Source organism: Burkholderia cepacia ATCC 25416, assembly GCF_001411495.1.
Classification (GTDB): Bacteria; Pseudomonadota; Gammaproteobacteria; order Burkholderiales; family Burkholderiaceae; genus Burkholderia; species Burkholderia cepacia.
Genome location: NZ_CP012983.1, coordinates 773,327 through 794,001 on the forward strand (window position 1 = coordinate 773,327; position 20,675 = coordinate 794,001).

26 protein-coding genes and 2 pseudogenes are annotated in these 20,675 nt (G+C 62.3%); 13 read left to right on the forward strand and 15 right to left on the reverse strand.

All coding sequences use genetic code 11. From position 1 onward, the window contains the following. Positions 1-328 precede the first annotated feature (328 nt). The 3 genes and pseudogenes from APZ15_RS35655 to APZ15_RS35665 all read left to right on the forward strand — a co-directional run bounded on the left by APZ15_RS35655 (position 329) and on the right by APZ15_RS35665 (position 3,492). Positions 329-880: a DUF1003 domain-containing protein gene (locus APZ15_RS35655; protein ID WP_027792675.1), complete on the forward strand. Its 552-nt coding sequence runs from the start codon at positions 329-331 to the stop codon at positions 878-880. 841 nt (positions 881-1,721) lie between these two features. Beyond that, positions 1,722-2,309 (forward strand): annotated as a pseudogene (locus APZ15_RS35660) (BPSL1445 family SYLF domain-containing lipoprotein). A 463-nt stretch (positions 2,310-2,772) separates the two neighbouring features. Beyond that, the gene (locus APZ15_RS35665; protein WP_027792674.1) at positions 2,773-3,492 is read left to right on the forward strand and encodes a Crp/Fnr family transcriptional regulator; all 720 of its coding nucleotides are present in this window, start codon (positions 2,773-2,775) and stop codon (positions 3,490-3,492) included. Between the two features lie 99 nt (positions 3,493-3,591). Here the strand turns inward: APZ15_RS35665 and APZ15_RS35670 are convergent, their stop codons facing one another. Both APZ15_RS35670 and APZ15_RS42645 read right to left on the reverse strand, forming a co-directional pair. Then, complete coding sequence (locus tag APZ15_RS35670) at positions 3,592-4,020, reverse strand: PRC-barrel domain-containing protein (RefSeq protein ID WP_027792673.1); 429 nt, start codon at positions 4,018-4,020, stop codon at positions 3,592-3,594. A 244-nt stretch (positions 4,021-4,264) separates the two neighbouring features. Then, entirely contained in the window at positions 4,265-4,447 is a 183-nt protein-coding gene (locus APZ15_RS42645) for a hypothetical protein (protein WP_011548865.1), read from the reverse strand. 340 nt (positions 4,448-4,787) lie between these two features. Between APZ15_RS42645 and APZ15_RS35680 the strand changes: the two genes are divergently transcribed. The 4 genes from APZ15_RS35680 (at position 4,788) to tkt (ending at position 8,872) form a co-directional block, all read left to right on the forward strand. Next, positions 4,788-5,165 (forward strand): Spy/CpxP family protein refolding chaperone, encoded by a 378-nt coding sequence (locus tag APZ15_RS35680; protein WP_011548864.1) that lies wholly within the window; start codon positions 4,788-4,790, stop codon positions 5,163-5,165. A 90-nt stretch (positions 5,166-5,255) separates the two neighbouring features. Further along, positions 5,256-5,618 carry a hypothetical protein gene (locus APZ15_RS35685; protein ID WP_226153368.1) on the forward strand — a complete coding sequence of 121 codons (363 nt, stop codon included), beginning with the start codon at positions 5,256-5,258 and terminating at the stop codon, positions 5,616-5,618. Positions 5,619-5,941: 323 nt separating this feature from the next. Beyond that, complete coding sequence (locus APZ15_RS35690; RefSeq protein ID WP_011694893.1) at positions 5,942-6,721, forward strand: PRC-barrel domain-containing protein; 780 nt, start codon at positions 5,942-5,944, stop codon at positions 6,719-6,721. Between the two features lie 75 nt (positions 6,722-6,796). Beyond that, complete coding sequence (gene tkt, locus APZ15_RS35695; RefSeq protein ID WP_011548861.1) at positions 6,797-8,872, forward strand: transketolase; 2,076 nt, start codon at positions 6,797-6,799, stop codon at positions 8,870-8,872. A gap of 265 nt (positions 8,873-9,137) precedes the next feature. Here the strand turns inward: tkt and APZ15_RS40385 are convergent, their stop codons facing one another. Further along, positions 9,138-9,356: a hypothetical protein gene (locus tag APZ15_RS40385; RefSeq protein WP_079999368.1), complete on the reverse strand. Its 219-nt coding sequence runs from the start codon at positions 9,354-9,356 to the stop codon at positions 9,138-9,140. A 281-nt stretch (positions 9,357-9,637) separates the two neighbouring features. On the opposite strand from APZ15_RS40385, the gene APZ15_RS35700 reads away from it, so the two are divergent. Further along, positions 9,638-10,927, forward strand: coding sequence for a cation:proton antiporter (locus tag APZ15_RS35700; protein WP_027792672.1), 1,290 nt, complete (start codon positions 9,638-9,640; stop codon positions 10,925-10,927). A gap of 127 nt (positions 10,928-11,054) precedes the next feature. On the opposite strand, the gene APZ15_RS40390 is transcribed toward APZ15_RS35700, so the two are convergent. The 3 genes from APZ15_RS40390 to APZ15_RS40395 form a co-directional block, all read right to left on the reverse strand. Continuing rightward, a complete protein-coding gene (locus tag APZ15_RS40390) occupies positions 11,055-11,213 on the reverse strand; it encodes a DUF3309 family protein (protein WP_006413600.1) in 159 nt (52 codons plus the stop codon). 15 nt (positions 11,214-11,228) lie between these two features. Further along, on the reverse strand, positions 11,229-11,429 hold the full coding sequence (locus APZ15_RS41525; RefSeq protein ID WP_006413579.1) for a hypothetical protein: 201 nt from the start codon (positions 11,427-11,429) through the stop codon (positions 11,229-11,231). 208 nt (positions 11,430-11,637) lie between these two features. Beyond that, positions 11,638-11,784 (reverse strand): DUF3096 domain-containing protein, encoded by a 147-nt coding sequence (locus APZ15_RS40395; RefSeq protein WP_006413561.1) that lies wholly within the window; start codon positions 11,782-11,784, stop codon positions 11,638-11,640. Positions 11,785-12,366: 582 nt separating this feature from the next. On the opposite strand from APZ15_RS40395, the gene APZ15_RS35705 reads away from it, so the two are divergent. Next, on the forward strand, positions 12,367-12,543 hold the full coding sequence (locus tag APZ15_RS35705) for a CsbD family protein (protein ID WP_027792671.1): 177 nt from the start codon (positions 12,367-12,369) through the stop codon (positions 12,541-12,543). Positions 12,544-12,664: 121 nt separating this feature from the next. Here APZ15_RS35705 and APZ15_RS35710 read toward each other — a convergent pair whose 3' ends face one another. Beyond that, positions 12,665-13,012, reverse strand: a complete 348-nt coding sequence (locus tag APZ15_RS35710) for a hypothetical protein (protein WP_027792670.1) — start codon at positions 13,010-13,012, stop codon at positions 12,665-12,667. A gap of 58 nt (positions 13,013-13,070) precedes the next feature. Continuing rightward, complete coding sequence (locus APZ15_RS40400) at positions 13,071-13,265, reverse strand: hypothetical protein (RefSeq protein ID WP_034196223.1); 195 nt, start codon at positions 13,263-13,265, stop codon at positions 13,071-13,073. Positions 13,266-13,527: 262 nt separating this feature from the next. Between APZ15_RS40400 and APZ15_RS35715 the strand changes: the two genes are divergently transcribed. Together APZ15_RS35715 and APZ15_RS35720 are read left to right on the forward strand one after the other, a co-directional pair. Continuing rightward, positions 13,528-13,800, forward strand: coding sequence for a hypothetical protein (locus APZ15_RS35715; protein ID WP_006413577.1), 273 nt, complete (start codon positions 13,528-13,530; stop codon positions 13,798-13,800). A gap of 67 nt (positions 13,801-13,867) precedes the next feature. Next, on the forward strand, positions 13,868-14,047 hold the full coding sequence (locus APZ15_RS35720) for a hypothetical protein (protein ID WP_006413543.1): 180 nt from the start codon (positions 13,868-13,870) through the stop codon (positions 14,045-14,047). Between the two features lie 64 nt (positions 14,048-14,111). Here APZ15_RS35720 and APZ15_RS35725 read toward each other — a convergent pair whose 3' ends face one another. Further along, complete coding sequence (locus APZ15_RS35725; protein ID WP_027792669.1) at positions 14,112-15,293, reverse strand: DesA family fatty acid desaturase; 1,182 nt, start codon at positions 15,291-15,293, stop codon at positions 14,112-14,114. A gap of 91 nt (positions 15,294-15,384) precedes the next feature. Beyond that, positions 15,385-15,609: a glycine zipper 2TM domain-containing protein gene (locus APZ15_RS35730; RefSeq protein WP_172535139.1), complete on the reverse strand. Its 225-nt coding sequence runs from the start codon at positions 15,607-15,609 to the stop codon at positions 15,385-15,387. A 419-nt stretch (positions 15,610-16,028) separates the two neighbouring features. On the opposite strand from APZ15_RS35730, the gene APZ15_RS35735 reads away from it, so the two are divergent. Continuing rightward, a complete protein-coding gene (locus APZ15_RS35735; protein ID WP_011548853.1) occupies positions 16,029-16,748 on the forward strand; it encodes a Crp/Fnr family transcriptional regulator in 720 nt (239 codons plus the stop codon). A gap of 518 nt (positions 16,749-17,266) precedes the next feature. Here the strand turns inward: APZ15_RS35735 and APZ15_RS35740 are convergent. The 4 genes and pseudogenes from APZ15_RS35740 to APZ15_RS41530 form a co-directional block, all read right to left on the reverse strand. After that, positions 17,267-17,613: pseudogene (locus APZ15_RS35740) on the reverse strand (transposase); the annotation flags it as partial. A gap of 240 nt (positions 17,614-17,853) precedes the next feature. Further along, positions 17,854-18,171: a hypothetical protein gene (locus APZ15_RS35745; protein WP_226153369.1), complete on the reverse strand. Its 318-nt coding sequence runs from the start codon at positions 18,169-18,171 to the stop codon at positions 17,854-17,856. After that, a complete protein-coding gene (locus APZ15_RS41955) occupies positions 18,168-18,539 on the reverse strand; it encodes a hypothetical protein (RefSeq protein WP_127479540.1) in 372 nt (123 codons plus the stop codon). The genes APZ15_RS35745 and APZ15_RS41955 overlap by 4 nt, the downstream gene beginning before the upstream one ends. 189 nt (positions 18,540-18,728) lie before the next feature. Then, positions 18,729-19,070, reverse strand: coding sequence for a hypothetical protein (locus APZ15_RS41530; RefSeq protein WP_155253155.1), 342 nt, complete (start codon positions 19,068-19,070; stop codon positions 18,729-18,731). 140 nt (positions 19,071-19,210) lie between these two features. On the opposite strand from APZ15_RS41530, the gene APZ15_RS42045 reads away from it, so the two are divergent. After that, positions 19,211-20,272 (forward strand): helix-turn-helix domain-containing protein, encoded by a 1,062-nt coding sequence (locus APZ15_RS42045; RefSeq protein ID WP_226153370.1) that lies wholly within the window; start codon positions 19,211-19,213, stop codon positions 20,270-20,272. Between the two features lie 123 nt (positions 20,273-20,395). Here APZ15_RS42045 and APZ15_RS35765 read toward each other — a convergent pair whose 3' ends face one another. Beyond that, positions 20,396-20,614 carry a glycine zipper 2TM domain-containing protein gene (locus APZ15_RS35765; RefSeq protein ID WP_027792663.1) on the reverse strand — a complete coding sequence of 73 codons (219 nt, stop codon included), beginning with the start codon at positions 20,612-20,614 and terminating at the stop codon, positions 20,396-20,398. Between the last annotated feature and the right edge of the window lie 61 nt (positions 20,615-20,675).

Below are 20,675 nucleotides of genomic sequence, written 5' to 3' on the forward strand. Positions count from 1 at the left end.
CCGCTGCCGCTCTTTTCCGTAAAGCTGTTCCCGTTTCTATCGCAATTTGTTCCTGGCTGTCGGCCACGCTCGGACTTCGCTCTCACCCGTGGTTTATGCGCCGCAGTCGGCGCCAGGCGTCAGCCCGTTCATACTGCTCCGGTTCCGGTAGGGTGCGGGATCGCGCGGGAGTTTGTCCACTTGGTCGGATGGCAACGAAACCGGGAGAGGCCGCTGTTCGGGCCGTTTCGGTTTCGTTGCTTCGCGGTTGCCGAGCAACCAGCCTTTTGCAATGACCTGACTGCGGTTCTATTCTGTTCTGATTGTGCGACCGCGCGCGGAGAGCAACATGCGTAAACCTGCGGAGCTTGCCGAAAAATTCTTTGGCGTCCCCTATGAATCATTGGACGAGCGCACGAAGAATGTTGCACATCTCATCTCGGAGCGAAAGCACATCGCGAGAGACCCCACGAAAGAACTGGATGCAGCGGCAACGCGCGGCCAGCGCGCAGCGGATGCCGTTGCCGCCTTCGGCGGGTCGTGGATATTCATCACGTGCTTTGTCGTCGTCATGGTCGCCTGGGTCAGTCTGAATTCGCTGATTCTGGCAACGTACAGCAAGGCCTTCGATCCTTACCCGTATATCCTGCTCAACCTGTTTCTCTCGATGCTGGCAGCTATCCAGGCACCCATTATCCTGATGGCGCAGAACCGGCAGTCATACAAGGACCGGGTCTCTGCCGAACACGATTACGAAATCAATCTGAAGGCCGAACTCGAGATCATGTTGCTCCATGAAAAATTGGACGGGTTGCGCGAGGAGCAATGGACTGAATTGCTGAACATGCAGAAGGAACAAATGGCGGCGCTGAAGAACCTGCTCGAGTCTGGCAGGACGTGAGCAATGGGGTATCCGGGGCGCCAGCTTCGCGAAACGACGCGATCGAATGGCGAACGACGCGGCCCGGCCATCCATGGCGACTGCCGGTCGTTTCTTCCGATCGATCTGTTTGGGAGAATCGCCGTACAACGGGATATGAAAGGCGAACTTCGACACGGCGACGTGTGCGTTGCCAAGCCGCGGCATCGGTCATGATGAAGCGCACCGGAAGGACGCTGTTTTCATGTGATGCTCGCTGCCCTGACCTACCATCCCTCCCGTTGCCCTGCCCCATGCGGCCCCTGGTCATCGGAACGCCCGGAATGATTCACGTGGTCGCGCGAAGTGGCGCCTCGATTCCATCCGCTTTCGTGATTTCCGCCATACGCACCGCCATACCCCCCGTTTCGATCGCCGCGATAGCCGTCACCAGGTACCCAAAAGCATCCGGCAAGCACGGTCGCAATAGCCGCAAGACAGACATAGACAGACGCACGCATGTTGCTCTCCTTGCCGGTCGCATCCAGGCACGTTGCTTCGTTTGATCGACCGGAGACGAATGACGGAATCATTCACCGCTGACGTGAACCATGCCGATGTGCGTGAACAAGTCACGCACGAACGAACGGATGGTTGCAGGGGACATCGTCCCGTCAACTAGATTGCGTGTCTGTACGGTGAAGGACGCTTGCAGAGACGTACCGGTTGCGCGGCATCGACCGCCATTCACCCCACACACGATGCACGTGCCGCGAACGCGACGCGGGACAACGCGGATGTCGCGTTTTTGTACGCTGTCGTACCGCATCCGTGGCCGTCCTGGCATAGCCTCGGAAGCTCGAGCAGCAATCAGGAGACGATGATGCTACGACGAACGTTTCTATGGGGTACGCCGGGATCGATCCTGGCTGTTTCCCCTCGCGGTTTCAGGTTGCACGATGACCGGAACATCCGACGCCAGCGGCCACCAGACCGACAAACGCCACACCATCGATGCGGGTGTCGACTCGACCCTCGCACGTCTTTACTCCAGCGCCAACGGCTTACATGAACTTGTCGGCAAGGCGCGTGGCGTGCTGGTGTTCCCGTCGGTCATCGCGGCCGGCTTCTGGATCGGCGGTCAGTACGGTGAAGGCTCGCTGCGCGTGGCCGGCAGCACCGTCGGGTACTACAGCACCACGACCGGCTCGATCGGGCTGCAGATCGGCGCACAATCGAAAGCCATCATTTTCCTGTTCATGACCGAGGACGCGCTTAATCGGTTCCGTAGCAGCGAAGGCTGGTCGGCAGGCGGCGACGCATCAGTTGCAGTCCTGAAGTTGGTGCGAACGGCAATGTCGACACCATCACCGCGACCGCGCCGATCGAAGCATTCGTGCTGACGAACAGCGGGTTGATGGCGGGTGTGACGCTTGAAGGAACGAAGATCTCGAAGCTGAAGACACTGTAGTGCTCAGCGTGAGCCGGCAGACGCGGCGCCCTGAGGACGCGGCGGCGGATCTGAATTCGACTCGCCTGAACGGCGCGTAACCGTGCTCGTGTGGCACCTGTCCGGAAACGGAGCGGACGCGCGCGCGCTTCATCGCGGCTCATCCTTCCGCGGTCGACACCGCTCAGGCCTGCCGACCGCGATCGATTTCCCGTCAACTGCTCCGTGAAATATCGGTTCCGTATCGAGTGCGCGTGATTGCGCCCACCTTGATGAGACATGTGCCGGCACTATAATTTTTGATGCAGGATTCCCGCTCGAACGGTCTCCCGAACTCATCGAGAAAAGGGGCATATTGCTGCCGCCATCCCGTCCGGTCGTCGGATCGGTAAAGTGTGAGGATTGGCCTCTCCCGCCGATTCCCACTGCGCCCCTAATGGCTGGATTCTTCATCGTCGCCCGAGCGCGAGCGCAGGAGCCACGCATGCAGGACAACCCGCCCATCACCGAAAATCACCTGCTTGCCGCGCTGCCGGAAAACGAACGCGCTCACCTCGCCGCTTACCTGACGCTCGTCGACATGCCGTTGGGAAAGGTGCTGTACGAGTCGGGCGGCCAGCTTCATCACGTCTATTTTCCGACCACGTCGATCGTGTCGCTGCTGTACGTGATGGAGGACGGCTCGTCTGCGGAAATCGCGATCGTCGGGCATGAGGGCATGATTGGCGTGTCGCTGTTCATGGGCGGCGAAACGACGCCGAGTCGCGCCGTCGTGCAAAGCGCTGGGCAGGCCTACCGGCTCGACGCGAGCGTCCTGAAAGAAGAATTCCGGCGCGGCAACTCGATGCAGCGTCTGTTGTTGCGCTATACGCAGGCGCTCATCACGCAGATGGCGCAGACCGCGGTATGCAACCGTCATCACTCGATCGATCAGCAGCTGTGCCGCTGGCTGCTGCTCAGCCTCGACCGCCTGCCTTCGAACCAGTTGCGCATGACGCAGGAACTGATCGCCAACATGCTGGGCGTGCGGCGGTCGGGCGTGACGGAGGCTGCTTTGAAGCTGCAGGACGCGGGCCTCATCCGCTACAACTACGGCCATATCCAAGTGCTGGACCGACCCGGGCTCGAAAAGCGCGTGTGCGAATGCTATGCGGTGGTCAAACGCGAATTCGACCGCCTGCTTCCCGATCTGAAGCGACTCTAGCCGCTACTGAGCCGCATCGTGCCGGCCTTTCCCGCAACTGCCCTCGATGTCCGAGAAGGCCCGGAAGCGGCCGATCGACACCTTGCCGCCAACCTCGCCTCATCCGACGACCCAGTACGGCGCCCGGTTGTAGTACTGGTGAAGCGACAATCCCCACTGCGATTGCGTCATCACCGGCCAATGCTCGTCGTCGAAGCCAGGGGTACTTTTGACATGCGCGGCGGTCACGTCCAGGTGGAAACATTTGTCACCGACATCGTATTTCATCGCACTCCACGGAATGGCACAAAGCATCTCGCCCATGCCGCCGCTGGACGCTACCGCGTAGGCAATTTTGCCGTGGTGCAAATCGAGCACGATGTCGAACACGTTGCCGATATCCTCACCGTCCGACGCGATGATCTTGCTGCCCCTCAGGACATCGGCGGTCGTCACCATATGACCGGGTTCATCGCCAGCATCGCGTTCGACGAGCTTGCCCCCGTTGCCGTCATCCCCGGATCGGTCGGGGGTGTGGAGCATCCTCATGATGTCCTCCTTGGACAAGTTCCGGGAATATCCGTCTCGTACACGGCCTCGACATCGAAAGCGGCACTCGACGCACGAGGAAACGCTGCGCGCACCGGCATTGGAAGTCGGTACGGTTCCGTACCCGAGCACCTCGGGAATATTGGCTCGCCGACGCTCCGACCGATTCCGCCACGCTTATCGATATCGCCGAATACCGGCGACGACTCGATCCTTCGTAGTCTCGCAGGGCGCTGCCCCTGCGCTAGCGGTGCTTGATGTGCAACGACTTCCGGTGATGCTTTCGATGGGCCGGGCGGGAGATCATCCTCGTGACACCACCGATCGACGGCGGATCGCTGGCGGGGAACGTCCCCTCCACCGCCTCGTCGACATTGCGCTCGCTCTTGCCACCGTTCGTATGCTGCTCTCGATACCTGCTGCGCATAACCGCCTCCGTGGAGTTGATGGTCGGATCGGGCCGGATTCATCTGGCCCACCAGCGTGAAACGCCTCCGGTCACGATGCCAGCATAGGCCCGATTGGAATATTCCGCCCGGTGCGAGCGTGATCCGCCGGACATCGCGAAACGGCCACGTACACCGGCAAACCGTCCGGCATCGGACAGACTGAGCCCGCGCATCCCGCGTATAGCTGGGCTACCGGGCCGAAATTCGCCGCCGACCGGATGCGTCGCGGTACGTCGACTTCTTCCCAATTTTTCACCAGGATCCGCCACGACACTCGCTCTTCTCGCTCTCCCCCGACAGATTGCCGGCGAGTTCTCCGTGGCGGCGACAGTCGCCCTCGGCGCGGCCGTCTTCCCCTCACTCTCGAATGCCCGCGGCTCCGCACCGGATCAAGCACCGCCCCACATCATGCCCGTGGCGGCGCAAAGGTCGATCGACGGGCGCATCAACAGCCTGCACCAGCGGCTTGGCATCACGCCTGGCCAGGAATCGCTGTGGCAGCCGGTGGCGCAGGTGATGCGCGACAACGCGAACGCGATGGAATCGCTCAGGAAGGCACGTAGCGATCACGCGAACGACATGAGCGCGATGGGCGATCTTCATTCCTATGGCGAAGTCACCAACGTGCACGCAGATGGCGTCAAAAAGCTGACCACGGCGTTTCAGCCGCTTTACGACAAGATGTCCGATACGTAAAAGCAGAACGCGAATGCGATTTTCCGTGGCAACGGTCGCCACCTGATCAAGGAGCAATAGTTCCGGACCTTCTGCCGATACCGACTGTCGATGACAGCCGCTGACCGGCAGATTGCGGATCGTACACGGGAGAACATGATGGACGTTTCTGCCGGACACGCACGTCGAAACACGGTGGCGCCGAGATCAGGCACGCGGCTCGTCGGCATGATCGTTGCGTTCGGCTGCCTTGTCGTTGCACCGCAGTTGCATGCGGAGAGAATGAATCACGGCTGGGACAAGGGCAATCACGCGCGCATGACGCATCAGGGCGGTCGCTACTACGACCATCACCGGCATGGAGGCGACGGCTATTACGATGGCGAGGATGACGCTTATGCCGCGCCTCCGATGGTTTACGAGCCGGCACCGGCGCCCGGCGTCTCGCTGTTCATCCCGCTGCGGCTGCGTTGACGTACGAATCCAGTCCGGCGGACGGGTACACCTGGCGGCACGTGGATGTGGCGATCCTCACTGCTTCGTGATCCTGATGACGAAGCTGGCGAGGAGGTGTCGCGACATGCCGGGAGGGGCGGTTCGCGCCCGTGCGCGCATTGTACGGTTTCGTACCGCATCGGGCATTCGTCGCGTGTAGCGTCTCAATCATGCCGGCCACCCGAGGGGACGCGCTTGGCAGGCATCGCTCCGCATCGGCGGGCGAACGGCTGGATACCACTGCACGGCAGGCAGGTCAGCCGGATCACCGAAGTGCCGGGCATCGCTCTGACGAGGACATCATGTTGCGAAGCATCCGAAGGTTGCACGGAGACACGGTTCGAGCGAAGGACGGCGATATCGGGCACATTAACCAGGCCTACTTCGACGACGACAACTGGTGTATTCGCTACCTCGTCGTCGAGACGGGCGACTGGCTGCACGACAGACGGGTTCTAATCTCGCCATATTCCGTAACACATCCCGAATTCCGCACGCTATATGTCAGTCTGTCGCAAGAGCAGGTGAGAGACAGCCCGAATCTGGACACGCACAAGCCGGTATCGCGCCAGCACGAGATCGAGTACCTGCGTTACTACAACTACCCGACTTACTGGGGCGGCCCGAACCTTTGGGGGATGGGTGCTTACCCGGCTTTCGATCCGGCCGGACCGTCGCAGGATCTCGATGCCGGCGACCCGCTGTTCTCGCACGGCGCGCCGGCCAGTGCGCCGGCGGATACGCATTTGCGCAGCACCGGCGAGGTCGACGGATATCGGCTCGAAGCCACGGACGGACATATCGGTCACGTGTCCGACTTCATTTACGACGATGAAGCCTGGGTGATCCGCTATCTGGCGATCGACACGTCGAGCTGGTGGTCGACCGGCAAGGAAGTCCTGATCGCGACGCACTGGCTTGACCAGGTGGAATGGCATACGGAAACGGTGTCGGCCACGCTCACGCGCGACGCGATCCGCCGCAGCCCTCCCTACGACGACTCGCAGCTCGTGCATCGAAGCTACGAAATCGAGTTGCACGAATTCTACGGCAAGCACGGCTACTGGCCCCGAGACCGATAACGCGGACGACGGGCCGTCAACGCGACCACCATCCCGTTTGGGATGTTGCGTGACCGAACGCCAAGGAGCAGTTGCATGACCTCAACCGATTTCCCGTCAATCCAAGGGGCGGCACTCGATGCGCTCTGCATCAATACGCTGCGCTTCCTGTCGATCGATGCCGTGCAGAAAGCGGCGAGCGGCCATCCAGGCCTGCCGCTCGGCGCCGCGCCGATGGCCTATGCGCTATGGATGCGTCATCTCAAGCATCACCCGGCCAATCCGGCATGGTTCGATCGCGATCGCTTCATCCTGTCGGCCGGACATGGATCGATGCTGTTGTACAGCCTGCTCCACCTCACCGGCTACGACCTGCCGCTCGATCAGATCGGCCGCTTCCGGCAATCGGGCAGCCTCACGCCCGGCCATCCGGAGCGCGGCCTCACTCCGGGTGTCGAGACGACGACCGGCCCGCTCGGCCAGGGTTTCGCCAACGCCGTCGGCATGGCGATGGCGGAAACGCAGCTCGCCGCGTGCTACAACCGTCCCGGCTTCGAGATCGTGGATCACCGCACCTACGCACTCGTCAGCGACGGCGACCTGATGGAAGGCGTCGCGGCGGAAGCGGCATCGCTTGCCGGCCATCTCCAGCTCGGCAAGCTGATCTGCCTGTACGACGATAATCGCGTCACGCTGTCCGCCGGCACCGCGATCACCTTCACCGAAGATCGCGCACAACGGTTCGACGCCTACGGCTGGCATACCGAAACGGTCGAAGACGGCAACGACCTGGCCGCCATCGATGCGGCGCTGGTCAACGCACGCGCCGAGCAGCGACGTCCGTCGTTGATCCTCGTGCGCACGCATCTCGGCTATGGCTCGCCCAACCGGCAAGACACGTACCAGGCTCACGGATCGCCACTCGGCGATGCCGAGGTGCGCCTGACCAAGCACAACCTCGGCTGGCCGCCCGATCCCGCGTTTCATATTCCCCCACCGGCGCTCGCGCATTTTCGCCGGGCGCTGGCGGAGGGGCGAGTACGGGAAGAGCAGTGGAACGCGCGGTTCGAGGCCTATACGCGCGCGTTCCCCGAGCTGGCTCGGATGCTGCTGAACACTGTGCACGGCAAGCTGCCCGACGGTTGGGACCGCGATATCCCGGTCTTTCCGGCCGATCCGAAAGGCATGGCGACGCGGGTCGCATCCGGCAAGGTGTTGAACGCCCTCGCCTCCCGCGTCCCGTCGCTGGTCGGCGGCTCCGCCGACCTAAACCCCTCCACCTTCACCGCGCTAATCGGGCTCGGCGATTTCGAGGCCGCCGGCGTGAACGCGCTCGACCGACAAGGGTCCGACGGCGGCGGCTGGAGCCGTAGCGGCCGCAATCTGCATTTCGGCGTGCGCGAGCATGCGATGGGCGCGATCCTGAACGGCTTGGCGGCCCACGGCGGCATCCGGCCATTCGGCGCGACCTTTCTGATCTTTTCCGACTACATGCGTCCGCCGATCCGGCTCGCCGCATTGATGCGTCTGCAGGTGATCTACGTGTTCACGCACGACAGTCTCGCCGTCGGCGAGGACGGTGCGACACATCAGCCGATGGAGCAGCTTGCCGGACTGCGTGCGGTCCCGGGCCTGCTGGTGATTCGACCGGCCGATGCCAATGAAACCGCCGTCGCGTGGCGTGTGGCGCTCGAAGCGCGGGAGCGACCGACTGCGCTGGTACTGACCCGCCAGGACGTGCCGACCATCGATCGCCTCCGGTTCGCGCCGGCCGAGGGCTTGCGGCGTGGCGGCTACGTCTTGGCCGATGCCCCCGATGGCCACCCCACGCTGATCCTGATCGCGACGGGCTCGGAAGTCACGCTCGCGCTGGCGGCACAAGTCGAATTGCTCGCGCGCGGCGTAGCGGTTCGGGTGGTGTCGCTGCCCTGTTGGAGATTATTCGACGCTCAGCCCCAGCCATATCAGGACGCCGTGCTGCCGAAGTCGGTCGGCGCGCGGCTGGCGATCGAAGCGGGTGTGTCACAAGGCTGGCACCGCTATGTCGGCGATCGTGGCGACGTACTCGGCATCGCGGGTTTCGGCGCGTCGGCGCCGGGCGCCGAGCTGATGCGAGATTTCGGCTTCACGGTCGAGAACGTCTGCGACCACGCACTGAAACTGCTCGCCTGATCCGTGGACGGCCCGTACGCGTATCAACCGTTCGGGCCGCAGCTGGCATGGCACATACCGGCTTCGAGTACCGCGTCGACCATCGACTGGGCATCGGGCACGATGCGCCACGTGATCCGCTCCGCTCTCCTGTATGAGGCACTGGCGCATTCTCGTTCGCGCACGGGCCGTGACTGCCGGCATGCGCGTGGCGGACGGCGGGCGCCGGGACCTTCCACAACCAACCGAACGCGCGAAGCGCCGCCCATTCCGCCACCCGCCATGCTCAAGCGGTGGCGGGCTTGCCGGCTCGGCGCTCGAGCATGAGAATAAGGGCGATGATGCTGACGAAATGCATGCGTTCAGATGGCGTCGGACTGCCGTGTTCGAGAATCGATTCCAGCCTAATTCGCCAGAGTGCCCATGGCGCAGGCTCACCGGGGGCGACGCGTGCAATGAGTCGTTCGAGTGAACGGAGGTCTTCCTCGATTGCTGTGTGGGCCATGGCAATGCTCCGGTTGTCGTGAGGAACGGCGGACAGTCTATGCCGAAGCACTGCGCCGCTCTGCCCGCTACCGTACATCGCATGCGCGCGGGGCACTTCCCGGCAGCGACGGCCGCAATGCAGGCGCCCGGCGCGATACTGTGCGACGGGCGCGGGGGGCATCGGCGCCCCGTCCGGCGCGAGCCGTCCCGTGCGTGCCGCGCACCACCCTCCACGACGCCGCATGGCGACCTGCGGCCGACACGCGGCGAGCACAACGTGATCCATGCGAGGTATGCAAAGTGACCGAAACGATCGGATGCCTCATCTTCGGAGCCCTGCTGATTTTCATGGGACTCATCGGATCGTCGCTTAAGCGCCTGCCGCTGAGTGCGGCCATGGTGTATCTCGGGATCGGCTTTCTGGTCGGACCGGCCGGCACCGGCTTCCTGTCGCTGAAATTGCCGGACGACGTCACGAACTTGCGCATTGCTGCCGAAATCGGCTTGCTGATCTCGCTGTTCGCGATCGGCCTGAGGCTGCGTGTCCCGCCCGCCGATCCCCGCTGGATGCTGCCGCTGCGGCTCGGCGTCGTCGCAATGATCTTCACCGTGGCGTCGATCGCCGCGCTCGGCGTGCTGGTGCTGAATTTGAATCTCGGTGTCGCGGTACTTCTCGGCGCGATGATCGCGCCGACCGACCCCGTGCTCGCTCATGACGTCGGCGTGCGCGACGCGGGTGACGTCGAGCTGGTACGTTTTTCGTTGTCCGCCGAAGGTGGGATCAACGACGGCACGGCCTACCCGTGCGCGGTACTCGGCATGCTTTTGTGCGGTTCCGGCACGACGTCGGCGCTTCACTGGAGCATGGTCGGCGGCATTGCATGGGGTATCGCGTCCGGTGCGGGCGCAGGCTGGCTGCTCGGCTTCGTCACGGCCCGGCTCGTCGCATTCCTGCGCAGCCGTCACAGCCAGGCGCTCGGCCTCGAAGGGTTCTTCGCGCTCGGCCTGATCATGCTGTCGTACGGTGTGGCGCTCGCCATTCATGGCTACGGGTTCCTGGCCGTGTTCGCGGCGGGCGTCGCGATGCGGCGCGTCGAACATCGAACGAGCGGCCAGAAGACGTCGAAGGAGACGGTCGGCGTCGTGAACAGCGAGGATGTCGAAGCCACCGCCACCGATCCCGACAAAGCCCATGCCTTCGTCGCGGAATCGGTCATGGGATTCACAATCGAGCTTGAACACATCGTCGAAGCCGTCCTGATCCTGCTGATCGGCGCGCTCGTCTCACGGTATTGGGCTGACATGCTCACCTGGGCGGGCGCGGCCGTGGTCGCGACACTGCTGTTCGTCATCCGGCCGGCCGCCACCCAGCTTGCGCTGATCGGCTCCCGGGCGTCGCACCACCAGCACCGGCTGATCAGCTGGTTCGGCATTCGCGGCGTGGGTTCCCTGTATTACCTGATGCTGGCCATCGAGCAAGAGCCGCGCGCGCAACTGTTGCCGATGGTTCCGTGGGTACTGGCCATCATCGCCGTGTCAATCGTGCTGCACGGTATTTCAGCTGCGCCGCTGATGCGTCGTTATGCGTGAGACCCAGGACGGGCGTAGTGACGCGATGCGTGGGCTGGTTGAACGGTTTGGCGCGATGCCACACCCGACACTCAAGGTGCCGGGCGACAGTCCTTCCATGAACTTGCAGCGTCGATGATGTCCCGCGTCACAGCCTGCCCAGCCGCATCAGTATGAGTAACACGACCAATACCAAGCCCAGCAATCCGCTTGGACCATAACCCCAGCCGTTGCTGTAGCGCCAGGTCGGGATCATCCCGACCATCAGCAGCACGGCAACGATCAGTAGAAGTAGTCCCAGTGACATGCCGTCTCTCTTCAATCAATCCGGCCAGTCATGCCGCGATGCGTCCGCATCGTTGGCCTCGCCGAATGCAATCGAACCGATGTTTCCGTCGAAACGCTCCCGAGCGATTCCACGTCGACGCGCGCACGCGCCGTTCGTCGCCGGTCGCGTCGAAATTCGCGGGGTCGCCTCTCGAATGCCGGAGTTACCCGGACGGAAGTCGTCCTGCTTCTTCATGCAGGGCTCGTGCGCGATGCACCCGGTTCGGGACGTGCATCGACTCTTTCGATATCAAGGTAGGCGGACGCGGGCGTGGAGTATGTCCGGCGACGTACCGGACGCACGGCACCGCGCGACGGATCGACCTGTCGACACCGACGAGCCGACGATCGTGGGTACCAGCTGCGAAGTTCGTCACCTGCTTTTTCGGGTGACGGGACCCGGTTCAGTGGAGATGCCCTCCGAACAAACCGAGCAACCCGATGACGATCAGGTAGATCGCAACGATGTAATTCAACAGCCGCGGCACGACGAGAATCAGAATGCCGGCGATCAGCGAAACCAGTGGGCCTGCGCTCGTGAGGATGTGCATATGCCCTCCGCAAGATTGAAAACGACAGATGGATACGAATCCGCGCTGCCTCCGATGCTCGTTACAGCGACTTGACCCAGGCGACACGCGGGCTCTTGGCGGTCGCGCAAGAGCGCGCAAGGAGCGAGCCGACGCCGGCGGCGGTGATGTGGCATTCGTCGATCTGGCGGCCGCTCGCGTCGGATGTGCCGGTCGTCGTGCATCCCTGCACCACGACGCAGATAGCAAGACGCGATCCCTGCGTACCTCATGTAAGTGTTTTTCGCTGCATGATTCGCCTCAGGCAGTTCGTGGATATCCCCGACGCTACACACTGGCGAACGTGAATGCGGTACGAAAGCGTACCAAGCATGTAAAAACAGACAACCACCCTTCGCAGCGATCGACCCGGGAGCCGCCCGCATACACCTACTCGCGTGGCGGTGCCGGTTCACGTACGGCATCGTACCGACTTCCGTCACGAACGCGCTCAACCTGTATTCCGGCATCCTGATTGTCGCGCGCCGAAGCACCAGTACGACGCTTCGATGGTTCAGGATTTCGTACCGGTGAAACATGCGATCCATGTCAAGGAGCAAGATGATGAACAGGGATCAGATGAGAGGCCGCATCGCGGAAGCGAAGGGCAAACTGAAGGAAATGGTCGGCAGAATCATGGGAAATCGATCGACCAGGATGCAGGGCAAGGTCGAACAGGTCATCGGAAAGACGCAAGCGTCATTCGGTGACGCGAAGGAGCAACTCAGGAAGCGGCCGTAGGATGCTCACGCGAACGGTTCGGTTCTATCGCACCGCGCGATCGGGCAACGTGACGCGAATTCACCGGATGTTGACGGCGCGTGCAGGCAACATCCGGCGCTACCCGCTTCCCGACCGACCTTCAAGATATCGCAATGCGTCGAGGGTGGTCGCTGTGCACGTCGGCAAGCGGCTTGTGCTGCGCGTCTCCCACGCCGGGAAAGAACGTGTCCCACGCGTCCCGGACACCTTTCGCCGCGGTCGCACCTGCGGTCGCATCCGCTGCAAGCGTCTCCTGGTCGCTCGACTTGGCCGGATCGGAACACAAGCCTCGCCAGCGCGTAAAGGTGAGCATCGGCTTTTCCGTCCATTCGCCGTCGCCGAACTTCGCAAACGCCGTGTCTCCGCTCACCAGTCGAACCTCATACCATCCGTCGCGCACAGGCGCATATTGGTCCAGCGTAAACCATCGTGTAGATTGGATTTTCATCGTTGCCTCATGGGTCCATGGATCGTTGTACAGGAAAAACCCGGTCGACGCGTGCGCGCTAATCGGCGCACCGATTCAGCCACAGCCGGCCTGCGGCGGTCATGTTGATCGAACCGCCGGTGCGCGACTCGTATGCAAGCCCGTGAGTCAACAGTTCATCGGCTATGACGCGTGGAATATCGGCTTGTGAATCGGGAATCCGATCAAGCGATTTGAGGGTCTCGACAACCTCGGGTGAAAGTGGGATGCACATGGCGGCCTCCTCGGTATTGACTTCATGTTGAACCGAGCGACACGCGCGGGTCTGTACGGTATCGACTATTTGGACGCAGGTTTTGCGGCACCTCGCTGACGCCAGATGATCAACCTGAATCGACAATATGATTCGGTATCCGATATTTTTATTGCGCAACCGGTTTTGAACGCGCACACTACAGAGACCTGCCGGTTCGTTGTCAAGGCATCGGCGCCCTCGAATCCTTCGGCGCCAACGGTCGCTCTGTCAGGAGCACATCATGACCATTCCCACTCTCGAATATCGCGGCCGTGAACTCCGCGTCTATTCACAAATGCTTTTCCCGCCGTTCGGCGATCCCCACGCCCCCGGTCCGAAACGTTTCGGTTCAATCGTACGCATCGACACGATTCCGTCGACCTCGGCAACGGCGCCGCGTTACTCGACCATTTTCGAGCATGGCGCTCCGCAAACGGCGGCGCTCGCCCTCGATCTGGCGATGCAATTCGGCAAGGACATCGTCGACGGCAGAATCGCCCCTACGGCGATCTGATCCATCCGCCGCATCGGACTCGATGCGGCGTCTCGCGACGCGAGCACATCTCACTCAGGAGCGATCCATGAAATATTACTCAAGCACATCGATCGACCGGCGCGATGACGCGACCCGGAAAAAACAGCGGGACGATCTCGCGCGTGCCGATGTCGAACGCGCCGAAAAGCGCATCCGTCAGGATGCCGGCATCAACTCCAATGCGAGCAAGTGGCGTTATTTGCGCCCCGACAATCGGGCGAGATGAGCGACGGATGCGCCACGCGCCGTGGCACACCGGTCCCGCACCGCAGGTCGCGGGCGGCCCGGGATCACGCATACCGGCGCAGGTGTATCGAGAATTCGGCGATCGCGTCGATGCCGCTCTGCTCCGCGCAGCGGCACCAATCCTGTAACTGAGCCAGCAATTGCTCGTGCGACGCGTGTGGCCACGTCCATAGCTCGAGCAACGCGTCGTACATATCCACATACACGCGTATTCGCCGGTTGGCATTGGGGCTCGTCAGCACGCGCAGGTCGGGCTTGTTCCGATGGCCCCAGGCCTGGCGCAGCCAGTGTTTCATGCCGAGCGCGAACGCGCGCTTGTCGTCTCGACTCATGTCCTCGACGCGGCGCAGTTCCCGCCGGCAGGCGGACTCGAGCGTGCGCGCAAAGGCGGCCATCACCGCATGCCGGTTGCGGATGACCGCTTGCAGCGTCGCGTCGTCGGCGACTGCCTTGACCGGGAGCAGGCGCGGCTGCGTTGCGACTCGCCGAACGGTCGCCAGCCGCAATGCCGCCAGCAGGCGGATGTACGCCCAGCCGATATCGAACTCGAACCAGCGATTCGACAGCCTGGCGGACGTCACGTACGCGTGATGATTGTTGTGCAGCTCTTCGCCGCCGATCAGGATGCCCAGCGGGAAAAGGTTGGTACTCGCATCGGGTGTCGCGAAATTCCGATAGCCGCTGAAATGGCCTAAGCCATTGATCACGCCACCGGCCCAGAACGGAATCCATATCATCTGGATCGCCCACGCCGCCACGCCGGGCAACCCGAACAGCCCGACGTCGATCACGACCAGCAGCCCGACGCCGAGATTCGGATAGCGGGCATAGACGTGGCGTTCGAGCCAGTCGTCCGGCGTCCCCGATCCGTATCTGCGCGCCGTTTCCTCGTTCCGCACTTCCGCACGGTACAGTTCCGCGCCGCGCAGCAGCACGGTCGCGAGGCCGCGGGTTCGCGGGCTATGCGGATCGTCCGGGGTCTCGCTCCGCGCGTGATGCTTGCGATGCACCGCGACCCATTGCGAGGTCAGCATGCCGGTCGTCAACCACAGCCAGAACCGGAAGAAGTGACTGATGCACGGGTGCAGATCCAGCGCCCGGTGCGCCTGGCAGCGGTGCAGGTACACGGTCACGCTGATGATGGTGACATGCGTGAGCACGAACACGACCCACGCAAGCTGCAACCAGGACAGCCTCAGTTCGCCGTTCAGAAGAAATGCCGACATTCCGTTCGCACTCCGCGCCACACTGGTATCCGCGCACGCTTCGCCGTGACGACGCGTGCGCGTGCCGATTCCCTGCCCTTCGACGAGCCTCCTATTTCCCGACCTGATTGCCGACAACCCTTCCGACGGCGGCACCGCCAACGGTGCCCAACGCACTGCCGCCCGTCAGGACCGCACCGGCGACGCCGCCGACACCCGCCCCGATCACGGTATCCGTTCCGCGGTGGGACATGTCGCCGCAACCCGCCAGTACGATCATCGTTATGGTGACTATCGCCGTCCCGACCGGCACGGAATGTAGCTTTCTCATGATCATCTCCTCGGGTCGCCGCTACGCTGTCCGATCCCGCACGGCGCGCGGAACCCCCTGGGCTGACGTCCCGATGAAATTCGAGACGTCGAATCACGATGGGGGGTAAATCGCGCGAAGTCCGTCCGCTAACGTACCGGACTGGATGCCGGCCGACCGTCTCACGGAAGCGCCGCTTGCACCGCGCCCGGCGCCAAAGCCGGCGTTGACCTGACTTCCTTGTAGTCGACATCGCGCGACGAACAGCTCCCTGAGCCTTGCCGATCACGGCCGTCCCTGGCTCGTCCGGAAATCGGGCTTATTTTCAGCTACCGTACCGTCAAGCTGCGAACGACGAGATACGATAGTGAATCCCGCTCACTCCCCGCTGCGCTCGAAGCGACCAGACAACGCCATCGCGCCAGATGCGAGCCTAGGAACCACGCATGCCAGACATCCCCCCCATCACTGAAAATCACCTGCTTGCCGCACTGCCGGAGAACGAGCTTGCACGCATCATCCCGAACCTGACGATCGTCGACATGCCGCTCGGGAAAGTGCTGTACGAATCGGGCGGCCAGCTTCATCACGTCTATTTTCCGACCACGACGATCGTGTCGCTGCTGTACGTGATGGAGGATGGCTCGTCTGCGGAAATCGCGATCGTCGGGCATGAGGGCATGATCGGCGTGTCGCTGTTCATGGGTGGTGAAACGACGCCGAGTCGCGCCGTCGTGCAAAGCGCTGGGCAGGCCTACCGGCTCGACGCGAGCGTCCTGAAAGAAGAATTCCGGCGCGGCAACTCGATGCAGCGTCTGTTGTTGCGCTATACGCAGGCGCTCATCACGCAGATGGCGCAGACCGCGGTATGCAACCGTCATCACTCGATCGATCAGCAGCTGTGTCGCTGGCTGCTGCTCAGCCTCGACCGTCTGCCATCGAACCAGTTGCGCATGACGCAGGAGCTGATCGCCAACATGCTGGGCGTGCGCAGGTCGGGCGTGACGGAAGCGGCATTGAAACTGCAGGACGCTGGCCTCATCCGCTACAACTACGGCCATATCGAGGTGCTGGACCGACCCGGGCTCGAAAAGCGTGTGTGCGAATGCTACAGCGTGGTCAAACGCGAATTCGATCGCCTGCTTCCTGACCTGAAGCGGCTCTAGGAATCCGTCAGCAACGGCGCTGGCCGACACTGCGCGGCATCGTACCGACTTCTTCGTCCGGCCCGGTCATCCTGTATTCGACACGCGTGCGTCGTCGATGCCGATACGCCCGCGCAAGGCGAATTCACGGGAGCAGGCAGATGAACGACCGCAAGCAGAAAGACGACGCTGTCGGGCAGCAACGCCGTAAATAGGAGCAGGACAATGCAACCGACGACGGTATGCCCGCCGCGCCCGAAGTGCCGACGCATACGTGCCCGACCGAGCAAGAACGATTGCGGACCGCGAAGCAACGGATCGCCGATTCGAGAAAGCGCTGGGGCATGGCCTATCCGCCGAATTGAGCACGCACTGTGATCATGATACGGCGTTGCTCCCGACACAGGCGGAGCATGACATTCGCGCTCCGCGTTGTCGTGCGCGCGTCCCGCAGGCTACGTCGCCGACGTTCCGGCATTGGGCCTACTGGCACAGGCGGATCAAGAATTCGGCAATGGCCTTGATCCGCGCTGTTCCGTTCGGGTCACGATTCCATGCCAGTAGCCCTGCAAACGTCCGGCGAACTTTTGCAGGGCGGCCATCCCGCTTTCCCGAGCCTGTTCGAATCATTGCCTCCCAAGCCTTTTTCGCCCAGGCCGGCTTGCGGTAGAACTTTGCCGCGACGCGATACAGATCAATGATGATTTCTGCTTGCGGGCACTGTGCCTTGATCCCCAACTCATAGGCCGTAGTCATGTCGATGGTGACCGTTTCGATGCGCGCGGCGATGCCTTCAGGCAACTGTTCGATGCAGGTTCGAAACGTGTCGCGCGAGCCATCCATCCCCCCCAACCCACAGCACTCACCGGCCAATCGGATCGGCCATTCCCCACGCTTTAACCAATAACTCGCCCAGCAACCCGGCGCCTGAAGTGCCTAGGGTCGAGTAATTATCTTTCCCGCTCCCTTTAAGGTCAGGCGTCAGATTACGCAATCGCCCTCAAGCCCTCCACGATTTTCCGCGAAGCATCTTGATGAAGGGCGGTAAAGTGATCGAGAAAGATTGCCTTTTCAAGTTCGATTGAAGGCGGCATCGTACGGATGCCCTGCCCGCTAGACGCGCCGGTCACACTAACTTGCGGAAGATGGCGTCGAATTTGTTTCTGGAAAAGCAACGGCCGGAAAGTTCATCCGCGAACCGGTTATCCTGGAACCACTGGATCAAGCAGTGCCACTGGCGCATCGATTCGACGGCGATCATGCGATAGGGAACCCCGGAGTCATTCCGGACGGCGATCTGCATGCGGGGAAGCGACGCCCACAGGCGGACGGTCTCGATCGAAAGCCCCGCCACGATTTCCGCGTCGAACGTCGCGAGGCTCGCGCCGGCGAGGATGCGGCTTTTCGTGGCGACTAGCGGCAGCACGGCCTGGTCGGGGATCACGCCGGCGACATCCGATGGCGATGCGAGCAGACCCTCATCACAAGCCAGTGCCGTTCGTTTACAACGAAAGGCGTGCCCTCGGTCCAGCACACGATGACGTAACCGTTCGAATGCGCGAGGTATCGCAGGCGTCTGCCGCTACCGCCATCCACGCGATCCCTGCAATCGAATGCTGGCTTCCTGACGGTAGTGGGCAAATCGTCGGGATTGAGTCTGTCGTGCACAACGGCAAATGTGCCCTTTTCCAGAATGAGGGCCGCACGCTCGCCATTCGCCCGACAGCGCTTCAATTCGGCGAGCGCCAGTCCGGCCAGACTCTGCGGACCGAACGTCTGCGCCAGTCGGGCAGCCAGTGCTTCGATATTCATGTCGCCGCTCCCCCAGCAATCGCTTAGCCACCCTTCGATGGATGGCTTAATCATCATCAATCGGTATGCCGATCGATCCGTCTGAGTGCTTGAGCAGTCTAGTATCGTGCGAACAATTCTTCTGTCCGCTACCGTGCCCGGGATTTGCCGCCGAGCGCAGCACGCGGCCGCGCGGCGTGGAATAGCCGGTCAACAGATTGCGGGCGGTGCAGCCGGTTCAGGTGGGCTGCCGTCGGGCTCATCGACGAGCATCCGGAGAATTTGCTGCAGTTGCCGCGCGCATCGGCGAGCATCCTCGGGGGCATTTGCATCGATCGCCTCGAGCAGGCTAACGAATGCAATGAGGAAGGAATCGGAGACGGGCGTCTCACGCGCATGCTCGCGCAGATAAGCGCTATAACTGAAAACGCGCTGGATGAATTCGATCTGGTGAGCGGCAAATTCGTCATCGCCCACGGAAGGTGGCACAACGACGAGAACACTGTCGGACAACGAAGGAGGAAGACGGATGTAAGACGGGCGATCACTCATGCGGATCTCGTGAAACGCACGAGCGCGGCGTGAATGCCCGAAGCACGGACGCTGTTTCACGACGGAAGGCGCCTATGCTATAAGTGTCTCTAGGATTTGACATACCAACGCTCATCGTATTTTTTCATCGACCAGGCGTGGTGTCAAATCAATTTGACACCAAACTTAACTATCGATCGATGCGATTTGATTGGAGCAAGCTGTTCGACGAACTGAAGCGCGAGGGGCAGTTCGGCAGCGATGCGCAACTGGCCGACAGCCTTGGGCTTACGCGCGCGCAAATCTCGGCATGGCGCACCGGCAAAAGCGATCTCGGCATCCTGACCAAGATCAAGATCCTCGATGCACTGGGTCACGACACGTTGCGTACGTCGCTGTCGAGCTTGCTGCCCGAGAAAAACCGGGAAACACAGGCAGCACAGCATGCAAAGCTTCTTGCGCGCATCGACCGAATCCGATCGGGAGTAGGCGTCGTGCCCGCAGAGCGGGACGACGCGGCCGACTCGCCCGTAGTAGCGAACAATCTTCTCGGCGAATTGCCCATGGACGAGCGCAAGCGCATCGAGCCCCATCTGTCGTGGGTCGCGCTGCCGCTCGGGCATGTAGTGTATGAACCGGGCGATCACCTGAGCCACGTCTACCTGCCGACGACTGCGATCATTTCGATGCTGTACGTGATGGAAAACGGTTCGTCCGCGGAAATTGCCGTGGTCGGACGCGACGGGCTGCTTGGCGTCGCGCTGTTCATGGGCGGTGAGACGATGCCGAACCGGGCCATCGTCCAGAGCGCGGGCGAAGCGTTCCGCCTGAGCGGACAGATCGTGAAAGAGGAATTCGCGCGCGGCGGTGCATTGCAGCGCGTGTTTCTGCGCTACACGCAGGCGCTCATCACCCAGATGGCGCAGACGGCCGTGTGCAATCGCCATCACTCGATCGCGCAGCAATTCTGCCGTTGGCTGCTGCTGAGCCTTGACCGGCTGGATTCGCGCAACGTGCGGATGACGCAGGAACTGATTGCCGACATGCTCGGCGTGCGCAGAGCCAGTGTGACGGAAACCGCAAAACGGCTTCAGGAAGAAGGCATCATCCGTTATTCGCGCGGATTGATTGAAGTCGTCGATCGCAGCGCCCTCGAGCGGCGCGTGTGCGAATGCTACATGGTAGTCAAGAAGGAAAGCGACCGGCTGCTGTCGCAAAAGTAGGTACTGCCTGGGCTGCGTCCCGCCATCGACATAACACGGATGCCTGCCGAACACGTTTCTCAGCCAGTCGATGTCCATGCTGTCCCAATTGCCCATGTACCGGGTCTTCCGAAAACGCCCGATCTATTTCCCGACCTGATTGCCGACCACCCCGCCGACGGCCGCGCCGCCCACCGTGCCCAATGCACTGCCGCCCGTCAGTACCGCGCCGGCGACGCCGCCGACACCCGCCCCGATCACGGTGTCCGTTCCACGGTGAGACATCCCACCGCAACCTGCCAGCACGGCAATCGTCATGGTGACTATCGCCATCTCGACTGCCACGGAATGTAGCTTTCTCATGATCATCTCCTTGGGTTGCCGCGGCGCCGTCCGATCCGGCACGACGCACGGAAGCCCATGC